The organism is Flavobacterium hungaricum (assembly GCF_015182285.1).
Taxonomy (GTDB): Bacteria; Bacteroidota; Bacteroidia; order Flavobacteriales; family Flavobacteriaceae; genus Flavobacterium; species Flavobacterium hungaricum.
Window position 1 is genome coordinate 765,027 of sequence record NZ_PRDM01000002.1, and the last position, 10,750, is coordinate 775,776.

Sequence of the window (10,750 nt, forward strand, 5' to 3'; positions counted from 1 at the left end):
ATTATGTCGTCTCATTACGAAGCACCCATTAGAAAACCTTTAGTTATAGGTGATAAAACTTATCACGATGTAACTGTAGATGTGGCAGCGCCTGTTGAAGGACCTGCAAATAAACAATGGTGGATTGTATTTACAATCGCATTAGTAGCCTTCCTTTGGGGGTTAGGTTGTATAATTTACACCGTATCTACCGGTATCGGAACATGGGGATTAAATAAAACAGTTGGTTGGGCTTGGGATATCACTAACTTCGTTTGGTGGGTAGGTATTGGTCACGCCGGAACATTAATTTCTGCCGTATTATTACTTTTCCGTCAGCGTTGGAGAATGGCTATTAACCGTTCTGCGGAAGCTATGACCATTTTCTCTGTAGTACAAGCGGGTTTATTTCCAATTATTCACATGGGTCGTCCATGGTTAGCATACTGGGTATTACCTATTCCAAATCAATTTGGATCTTTATGGGTAAACTTTAACTCACCATTGCTTTGGGACGTATTCGCGATTTCTACTTATCTTTCAGTATCATTGGTTTTCTGGTGGACTGGTTTATTACCTGACTTTGCAATGCTTCGTGATAGAGCTATAACTCCATTTAACAAAAGAGTTTATTCTATCTTAAGTTTTGGATGGAGTGGTAGAGCAAAAGACTGGCAGCGATTTGAAGAGGTATCTTTAGTATTAGCTGGTTTAGCTACTCCTCTTGTACTTTCTGTACACACAATTGTATCTATGGACTTTGCAACTTCTGTAATTCCAGGATGGCATACAACAATTTTCCCTCCATACTTCGTTGCTGGAGCGGTATTCTCAGGATTTGCGATGGTAAATACATTGTTGATCGTTATGAGAAAAGTTTCTAATCTTGAAGCATACATTACATTACAACATATTGAGTTAATGAATATCATTATCATGATCACTGGATCTATTGTTGGTGTAGCTTACATCACTGAGTTATTCGTAGCTTGGTATTCTGGTGTAGAGTATGAGCAGTATGCATTCTTAAATAGAGCAACAGGACCTTACTGGTGGGCTTACTGGTCTATGATGACTTGTAACGTGTTCTCTCCACAGTTTATGTGGTTCAAAAAATTAAGAACTAGTATTATGTTCTCATTTATCATTTCGATTGTGGTAAACATCGGTATGTGGTTTGAAAGATTCGTAATTATTGTTACTTCTTTACATAGAGATTACCTTCCATCTTCTTGGACAATGTTCTCACCAACATTTGTTGATATTGGAATTTTCATCGGAACAATTGGTTTCTTCTTCGTATTGTTTTTATTGTATTCAAGAACTTTCCCTGTAATTGCTCAGGCAGAGGTTAAAACAATTTTGAAAGGAACAGGAGATAATTACATTAGAGAAAGAGCAAATAAAGATTCACATCATGAGTAATAAAGTTATATACGCCATTTATAATGACGATGACATTTTGATGGATGCAGTAAAGAAAACTAGAGCTGCACATCATCATATTGAAGAGGTTTTTACTCCATTCCCAGTTCACGGATTGGATAAAGCTATGGGATTAGCGCCAACTAGATTAGCAATATGTGCTTTCTTATATGGATGTGTGGGTATCTCTGTTGCTACGACAATGATGAGTTACATCATGATTCACGACTGGCCTCAAGATATTGGCGGTAAACCAAGCTTCAGTTTCATTCAGAATATGCCTTCTTTTGTGCCGATTATGTTTGAAATGACAGTATTTTTTGCAGCTCACTTAATGGTAATTACTTTCTATATGAGAAGTAGATTATGGCCTTTTAAAGAAGCAGAAAATCCAGATGTAAGAACAACTGATGATCACTTCTTAATGGAAGTTGCGGTAAATGATAACGAAGCAGAGTTAGTTTCTTTCTTTGAAGGAACAGGAGCTGTTGAAGTTAAAGTAATAGAAAAGAATTAATTGTAGCTATGAAAAGGATATATAAAATAACACTTTTAGTTGGTATAACTATTTTAGTTTCATCTTGCCACAATAATTCGGCGCCAAACTATCAGTATTTTCCAAATATGTATGAATCTGTGGCTTATGAGCCTTATACAGAAGCAAAAATATTTAAAGGAGGAAAAGAGGGACAGCTTCCTGTTGCAGGAACTATCAATAGAGGTTTTGAACCTTATGAGTATGAAAATTCAACTGCAGGTTACGAATTGGCAAAAGCTAATTTAAAATCTCCTTTGGATTCTATCGAAAGAAATTCTGGAAAAGGAAAAGAACTTTTCGAAATTTACTGTATTAGCTGCCATGGTGCTACTGGTAACGGTAAAGGTAAATTGGTTGAAAGAGAAAAATTTCTTGGAGTACCTAGCTATAAAGACAGAGAAATCACTGAAGGAAGTATCTTTCACGTTGAGACTTATGGTTTAAATGCAATGGGTTCACATGCAAATCAATTAAGTGCTCACGAACGTTGGTTGGTTGCTGACTATGTTCTGAAACTAAAAAGCCAATTATAATTGTTGAACAAACTGATCGTAATAGATATGTATACATTTTCAAGTAAATTAAAAACTTTTTCTATCATCTTAATGGCCGTTGGGTTATTAGGAATTGGGTATGGTTTTTTAAGTGCACCAAAAGATATTCAAGAAGTTGAAAAAATACTAGCTGCAGACGCACATGGTTCGCATGGTGCTGCACATGAAGAAAAAGCGGAGGCATCTCATAAAGAAGCAGGTCATCACGAAGCTGCGGCTGAAGCTTCACATGATTCACACAAAGGTGGTGAACACGAAAAGGTTTCTGGTGCAGATGAGCATGAAAAACATTTAGAGCATGTATTGCACCAATTGCAAAATAAGCCTTGGTCGGCGGTATATGTTGCTTGTATTTTCTTCTTGCTGCTTTCTATGGGAGTTTTAGCATTTTATGCTATCCAACAAGTAGCTCAGGCTGGATGGTCTCCAGTTTTATTTAGAGTAATGCAAGGTATAACAGCTTACTTACCTGTGGGGTCTGTTATCTTTTTTGTACTTTTAGTTTTATGCGGTTTACACTTTAATCATATTTTTGTTTGGTTGGCAGAAGGTGTTACCGATCCTAAACATCCAAATTATGATGCAATCATTGCTGGTAAACACGGATATTTAAACTTTCCTTTTTGGATCGTTAGAGCTGCTATCTTTTTATTAGGATGGAACTTATACCGTCATTTTTCTAGAAAAAACTGTTTAGCTCAAGATGAAGCTAATGATGATTTAAACTATAAAAAGAATTTCAAACAATCAGCAGGATTTTTAGTATTCTTTATTGTTTCTGAGTCTATTATGTCTTGGGACTGGATTATGTCTTTTGATCCTCACTGGTTTAGTACTTTGTTTGCATGGTATGTATTTGCTTCTTTCTTTGTAAGTGGAATTACAACAATTGCTTTAGTAACAATTTACCTTAAATCTAAAGGTTATTTAGAATATGTGAATACTAGTCACATTCATGATTTAGCTAAATTTATGTTTGGTATTAGTGTTTTCTGGACTTACTTATGGTTTTCTCAATTTATGTTGATCTGGTATGCTAATATTCCTGAAGAGGTAACTTATTTTGTTACTAGAATTCAGTTATATAATTTACCATTCTTCGGAGCTGTAGTTATGAACTTTGTTTTCCCATTATTAATCTTAATTAATACAGATTTCAAACGTCTTAATTGGGTAGTAGTAATGGCTGGTATTGTAATTTTATTAGGTCATTATGTAGATTTCTTTAATATGATTATGCCTGCTACGGTTGGAGATAAATGGTTTATTGGAGTTCCTGAAATTGCATCTATTCTTTTCTTCTTAGGTTTATTTATATTTGCCGTGTTTACAGCACTTACTAAAGCTCCTCTGTTAGCAAAAAGAAATCCTTTCATTGAAGAGAGTAAACATTTTCATTATTAATATTTAAAGAAGTAAACAGATGACAAGTTTGTTGGTAATTATAGTTTTAGTTTTATTAGCAATTGCATTGTGGCAATTGACGAAGATATTTGATCTTACGCAGGTAGGAGCATCTTCGGACGATTCACAAGTTGCATCAGATAATGATAATAATGTTCAGGGATATGTTATGTTTGGCTTTTTGGCTTTCATATATATATTTACAATTTACGGTTTACTAAAATGGGGTGGTTTAGCACTTCATACTCCAGCTTCTGAGCATGGACTTTTGGTAGACAACTTAATGAATATTACTTGGGTTTTAATTTTTATTGTTCAGTTTATCACACAAGGTTTATTATATTGGTTTTCATTTAAAAATAGAGGACATAAAGATAGAAAAGCGTTATTTTTTGCTGATAGTAATAAATTAGAAGCAATCTGGAGTATTATTCCTTCTGTTGTTTTGGCTTGTTTAATTCTTTACGGATTGTATGCTTGGAATAACATTATGTTTGTTGACAAGGATGAGGATGTAATCGAAATTGAATTATATGCACAGCAATTTAAATGGACAGCTAGATACGCTGGTGCTGATAATACTTTAGGAAAAGCTAACGTAAGATTAATCGAAGGTGTCAATACTTTAGGTGTTGATATGTCAGATAAAAACTCTCAAGACGATATTGTAGTTTCTGAATTGCACATTCCTAAAGGAAAAAAAGTACACTTCAAAATGCGTTCTCAAGACGTTTTGCACTCTGCTTATTTTCCTCATTTTAGAGCACAGATGAACTGTGTTCCAGGTATGGTAACGGAGTTTGCTTTTGTTCCAACTTACACTACTGCTGAGTATAGAGAATTACCATTTATGGTTGAAAAAGTTGCACATATCAACAAACTAAGAGCAGAAAAAAGTGCTGAGTTAGTTGCTAAAGGCGGTACAGCTTTAGATCCGTATACATTTGATTATTTATTATTATGTAATAAAATCTGTGGAGCTTCACACTACAATATGCAAATGAAAGTAGTTGTTGATAGTCCAGAAGATTACAAAAAATGGTTAAGCGAAAAAACTACTTTAGCTCAAGATATTAAAGCGGCTGCGGCTGCTGAAAAACCAGCTGAAGGAGCTGCACCAACTGCAGACTCTGCTGCAAAAGTAATCGATACTGTAAAAGCAGTAGTGGATACTGTAAAAGCAGCTGTAGCTAAAGTTGCGATGAAATAATTAATTTAGAAAATTTAAAGTACACATATATGTCAGCAGAAGCGCACGATCACGATCACGGACACGATCACGAGCACGAACATCATCATAAAGACACGTTTATTACTAAATATATTTTTAGTATAGACCACAAAATGATTGCTAAACAATACTTGATTACTGGTATTATTATGGGAATCATTGGTATTGCGATGTCTTTATTATTTAGAATGCAGTTAGCGTGGCCGGAAGAGTCTTTCAAGATATTTAATGTTTTATTAGGAGATAAATTTGCACCTGATGGTGTAATGGCAAACGATATTTATCTGGCTTTAGTTACAATTCACGGTACTATCATGGTATTCTTTGTACTAACGGCTGGTTTAAGTGGAACTTTTAGTAACTTACTTATTCCACTTCAAATTGGAGCGAGAGATATGGCTTCTGGATTTATGAATATGATTTCATACTGGTTGTTTTTCTTATCAGCTGTAATAATGTTATGTTCTTTATTTGTTGAAGCAGGTCCTGCTTCTGCTGGATGGACAATTTATCCTCCATTAAGTGCTTTGCCTCAAGCGATCCCTGGATCTGGTACAGGTATGACTTTATGGTTAGTATCTATGGCAATATTCATCGCATCATCTTTGATGGGATCTTTAAATTATATTGTTACAGTTCTTAACTTAAGAACAAAAGGAATGTCTATGACTAGACTTCCTCTTACAATCTGGACTTTCTTTGTAACAGCTATTATTGGTGTTATTTCGTTCCCAGTTTTATTATCTGCAGCTTTATTATTGATCTTTGATAGAAGTTTTGGTACTTCATTCTTCTTATCTGATATCTATATTGCTGGAGAAGTTTTACACTACCAAGGAGGTTCTCCTGTATTGTTCGAGCACTTATTCTGGTTTTTAGGTCACCCTGAGGTTTACATCGTAATCTTACCAGCGATGGGTCTTGTTTCTGAAATTATGGCTACAAACTCTCGTAAACCAATCTTTGGATATAGAGCGATGATTATGTCAGTTCTTGCAATTGCATTCTTGTCAACTATCGTTTGGGGTCACCACATGTTTATTTCAGGAATGAATCCATTCTTAGGTTCTGTATTTACATTTACAACTTTATTGATTGCGATTCCATCTGCTGTAAAGGCATTTAACTGGATCACAACTTTATGGAAAGGTAACTTACAGTTTAACCCAGCTATGTTGTTCTCTATCGGAATGGTTTCTACTTTCATCACTGGAGGTTTAACAGGGATCATTTTAGGAGATAGTACTTTAGATATTAACGTTCACGATACTTATTTTGTAATTGCTCACTTTCACTTAGTAATGGGTATCTCTGCACTTTATGGAATGTTTGCTGGTATCTACCACTGGTTCCCTAAAATGTACGGAAGAATGTTGAATAAAAACTTAGGTTATATTCACTTCTGGATTACAGCGGTTTGTGCTTATGGAGTTTTCTTCCCAATGCACTTCATCGGATTAGCAGGTTTACCAAGACGTTATTATACAAACACGAACTTCCCATTATTTGATGATTTACAAAATGTGAATGTTTTAATTACAACATTCGCTCTTGTAGGAGGTGCATTCCAATTAGTATTCTTATACAACTTCTTTAGCAGTATTTTCTACGGTAAAAAAGCAGTTCAGAATCCTTGGAGATCTACAACTCTAGAATGGACTACACCAGTAGAACATATTCATGGAAACTGGCCAGGTGAAATTCCTCACGTATATCGTTGGCCGTATGACTATAGTAACCCAAATCATGATGTAGATTTTGTTCCTCAAAATGTACCAATGAAAGAAGGTGAAGAAGTTTTACACCACTAAAATAATATTACAAAGACCATCTGAAAAGATGGTCTTTTTTGTTTTAGAAAAATTACAAATGAGAAATAAAAAGGTCAATATATTTTCTAAGTATTGAATTTGTTATTTGGATTTTAATTTAAAATTTATCTGTTTTACAAACTGATTAGTTTCTATATCTTTGTAAAATGAATGAGAATTTAGATCCCACTACAAAAGGTTACAATTCTGAAGAATTTGATCTTGAGAAGAAATTACGTCCGCTGTCCTTTGATGACTTTGCAGGACAAGATCAGGTTTTAGAAAATTTAAAAGTATTTGTTGCGGCGGCTAACCAAAGAGGTGAAGCTCTTGACCATGCCTTATTTCATGGACCTCCTGGTCTTGGTAAAACAACACTTGCAAATATTTTGGCTAATGAACTTGAAGTGGGTATTAAAATTACTTCTGGTCCTGTTTTGGATAAACCGGGTGATTTAGCCGGATTGCTTACAAATCTTGATGAAAGAGATGTTTTGTTTATTGATGAGATTCACCGTTTAAGCCCTGTTGTTGAAGAGTACTTATATTCGGCAATGGAGGATTTTAAAATCGATATTATGATCGAATCGGGACCAAATGCAAGAACAGTTCAGATTAATTTAAATCCTTTTACATTGATTGGAGCCACAACTCGGTCGGGACTTTTAACTGCTCCGATGCGTGCTCGTTTTGGTATTTCTTCCAGACTCCAATATTATACTACAGAACTTTTGACAACAATTGTCGAACGAAGTGCTTCTATTTTAAAAATGCCAATTGATTTGGAAGCCGCAATTGAAATTGCAGGAAGAAGTCGTGGAACACCGCGTATTGCGAATGCTCTTTTACGAAGAGTTCGTGATTTTGCCCAGATCAAAGGAAACGGAAGAATTGATATTGAAATTTCAAGATATGCACTCAAAGCATTAAATGTTGACGCACATGGTTTGGATGAAATGGATAATAAAATCTTGCTGACCATTATTAATAAGTTCAAAGGAGGTCCAGTCGGGCTGTCTACTTTAGCGACTGCAGTTTCTGAAAGCAGCGAAACGATTGAAGAAGTTTACGAGCCATTTTTAATTCAGGAAGGATTTATTATGCGTACTCCAAGAGGACGTGAAGTTACCGATAAAGCTTATAAACATTTAGGAAAGATAAACACTAATATTCAAGGAGGTTTATTTTAATTGTTATGTCCAATAATGTAAAATATACTTACCCTGATAAATTATCGATAATCCGATTTTTTAGGGATGCCGAAGGTGTTCGTAGAAATCCGATTCCGTTTCATAAAAGATATTTTGAAAAACTAGGAGATTCTTTTTCTATTCGAATTGGTCTTTCAAAATATATTATTTTGTCCAGAGACAACGAAATTGCGCAGTACATTTTGGTTAAAAATCAAAAGAACTATAATAAGTCAAAATTCCAATCGATTTATCTTTCTAAATATTTGGGTAATGGACTCTTGACTAGTGATGGCGATTTCTGGCTTAAGCAGCGACGTCTTATTCAGCCTGCTTTTCATAAACAAAAAATGAATTTGCTGGTAGCAAACATTAATAAAACAATTACTGCTGAAATTGATAATTTGGAAGTAGGAAAAACGCTGGATGTTTTTCCAGCCATGAGTCAATTGGCTTTTAATGTAGTAGCAAAATCGTTATTTGAACTCTCTATTTCGGAAGAGAAATTAAATAGAATAAAATTTATTATTGAAGAAGTCCAGAGGTTTTTGGTTAAAGAAATCAGGCTTCCGCATAAAGCATTATGGTTTTCTGTTAGCGGTCAGGTAAAAAAACACTTAAAATTAGCAGCAGAAAATGACTCCATTATTCAGGAAATAATTGAAGATAGAAATTCGTCGAAAGAAGAATTTAATGATTTACTGAACATGCTTATGGAAACTCGTTATGAGGATACCGGTGAAGGCATGTCAATAAAACAATTAATAGATGAAATTAAAGTTTTGTTTATTGCAGGCCATGAAACTACGGCAAATGCATTGACTTTTACACTTCATCTATTAGGTCGAAATCAAGATGTTCAACAAAAAATTTACGAAGAGATAACTGCAGCAGAAGCAGCAACAGATGATATTGTAGAACAGCTTCAAAGAATGATTTATATGACAGCTGTTTTGAATGAATCGATGCGTTTATATCCTCCGGCATGGATTACAGACAGGCAGAATGTTGAAGACGATTCTTTGTCTCAATTTAATATTAAAAAAGGAACATTGATCGGAATTTCATTTTTTGAATTGCATCGAAATCCTAAATATTGGAGTAATCCTGATGAATTTATTCCAGAACGATTTTTAGGCGATCAAAAAAAACTCTCAATGCCTTATTTTTACCCTTTTGGTGCTGGGCCAAGAATGTGTATTGGTGCCGGCTTTGCTATGTACGAAATGTGTCTGGCTATTTCTCAGATTGTAAAACGATACCAAATTAAAGCCGAAAATTCGGTAATTGATTTCAATCCTTTGGTGACATTAAAACCCGTGAATGTAGAAGTTTCATTTTCTAAGAGATGAGTATCAATTCAAAAGAAATATATTCTAAGTTTATAAAAGAAGAAGCTAAAAGACTTGGTTTTTTATCTTGCGGCATTTCTAAAGCTGGTTTTCTGGAACAAGAAGCACCTCGGCTGGAAAAGTGGTTAAAGAATAATCGTAACGGTCAAATGACCTATATGGAAAACCATTTTGATAAACGATTAGATCCTACATTATTGGTTGAAGATAGTAAAAGTGTAGTGTCACTTTTATTGAATTATTATCCGGACTCGTTTCAAAATGAAGAAAGTTTTAAGATATCTAAATATGCTTACGGCCAGGATTATCATTTTGTAATTAAAGATAAATTAAAAGAATTACTGCACTCAATTCAAGAAAATATTGGGGATGTTTCGGGCCGGGCTTTTGTTGACTCTGCGCCAGTTTTGGATAAAGCATGGGCGGCTAAAAGCGGTTTGGGCTGGATTGGTAAAAACAGCAACCTAATAACTCAAAAAGTAGGTTCATTTTATTTTATAGCCGAGTTAATAATCGATTTAGATTTAGAATATGATTATGCAGTTACAGATCATTGCGGTTCTTGTACTGCCTGTCTAGATGCTTGTCCCACACAAGCAATAGTTGCTCCGTATGTTGTTGACGGAAGCAAATGTATTTCTTATTATACCATTGAATTAAAAGAGAATATTCCTTTAGACATGCAGGGAAAATTTGATGAATGGATGTTTGGCTGTGATACCTGCCAAGATGTTTGTCCGTGGAATCGATTTTCGAAACCGCATGCAGAGCCATTATTTAGTCCTAATTCTGAATTATTATCTTTTTCAAAAAAAGATTGGGACGAAATTACTGAAGAAACTTTTAAAGTTGTTTTTAAAAATTCACCCATAAAAAGAACAAAATTTGAAGGGCTCAAAAGAAATATTGCTTTTCTAAAATAGGCTTGTTATTGTTTTGTTTATTAGATACTTATGTGTTTTGGCATAGGAAATACCTTAAATTTTAATTTCTCTTTTATTGATGTTTTTGTAGCTAAATACATAATTTATCGTATTTTGATTAATATCTAAGCTATTTCTTACTGTTTTATCGCGTATTATTTAAAATTTTAACTATTCGTATTTCTTTAACAATAGTTAAAGTGTGTTGTTTAACGTTTTTCTGTGTAGTTTATCGACTAATGTATTTAGTAATGAGGGCTTTGCATACTTTCGCTGCTCCAAAACTACATTAATTTAACCTTGAGACAACATTGTGTCTTTGAACCTAACATGACTATGGTCC

Annotated in this window: 9 protein-coding genes; all 9 read left to right on the forward strand. The window is 34.3% G+C overall.

Annotated elements, in window-relative coordinates; translation table 11 throughout:
• Positions 1-3: 3 nt before the first annotated feature.
• The 9 genes from nrfD (at position 4) to queG (ending at position 10,407) form a co-directional block, all read left to right on the forward strand.
• Positions 4-1,404, forward strand: coding sequence for an NrfD/PsrC family molybdoenzyme membrane anchor subunit (gene nrfD / locus C4F50_RS11065; protein WP_194138720.1), 1,401 nt, complete (start codon positions 4-6; stop codon positions 1,402-1,404).
• A complete protein-coding gene (locus C4F50_RS11070) occupies positions 1,397-1,921 on the forward strand; it encodes a DUF3341 domain-containing protein (protein WP_127337706.1) in 525 nt (174 codons plus the stop codon). Before nrfD ends, C4F50_RS11070 begins: the two co-directional genes overlap by 8 nt.
• Positions 1,922-1,929: 8 nt before the next feature.
• Positions 1,930-2,475, forward strand: a complete 546-nt coding sequence (locus tag C4F50_RS11075; protein ID WP_057117453.1) for a c-type cytochrome — start codon at positions 1,930-1,932, stop codon at positions 2,473-2,475.
• A gap of 27 nt (positions 2,476-2,502) precedes the next feature.
• Positions 2,503-3,900, forward strand: a complete 1,398-nt coding sequence (locus C4F50_RS11080; RefSeq protein WP_194138721.1) for a cation-translocating P-type ATPase — start codon at positions 2,503-2,505, stop codon at positions 3,898-3,900.
• 19 nt (positions 3,901-3,919) lie between these two features.
• Positions 3,920-5,110 (forward strand): cytochrome c oxidase subunit II, encoded by a 1,191-nt coding sequence (locus C4F50_RS11085; protein WP_194138722.1) that lies wholly within the window; start codon positions 3,920-3,922, stop codon positions 5,108-5,110.
• A 29-nt stretch (positions 5,111-5,139) separates the two neighbouring features.
• Positions 5,140-6,942 carry a cytochrome c oxidase subunit I gene (locus tag C4F50_RS11090; RefSeq protein WP_194138723.1) on the forward strand — a complete coding sequence of 601 codons (1,803 nt, stop codon included), beginning with the start codon at positions 5,140-5,142 and terminating at the stop codon, positions 6,940-6,942.
• A gap of 167 nt (positions 6,943-7,109) precedes the next feature.
• Complete coding sequence (gene ruvB, locus C4F50_RS11095; protein WP_194138724.1) at positions 7,110-8,132, forward strand: Holliday junction branch migration DNA helicase RuvB; 1,023 nt, start codon at positions 7,110-7,112, stop codon at positions 8,130-8,132.
• A 5-nt stretch (positions 8,133-8,137) separates the two neighbouring features.
• Complete coding sequence (locus C4F50_RS11100; RefSeq protein WP_194138725.1) at positions 8,138-9,484, forward strand: cytochrome P450; 1,347 nt, start codon at positions 8,138-8,140, stop codon at positions 9,482-9,484.
• A complete protein-coding gene (gene queG, locus C4F50_RS11105) occupies positions 9,481-10,407 on the forward strand; it encodes a tRNA epoxyqueuosine(34) reductase QueG (protein ID WP_194138726.1) in 927 nt (308 codons plus the stop codon). The genes C4F50_RS11100 and queG overlap by 4 nt, the downstream gene beginning before the upstream one ends.
• Positions 10,408-10,750: the final 343 nt, after the last annotated feature.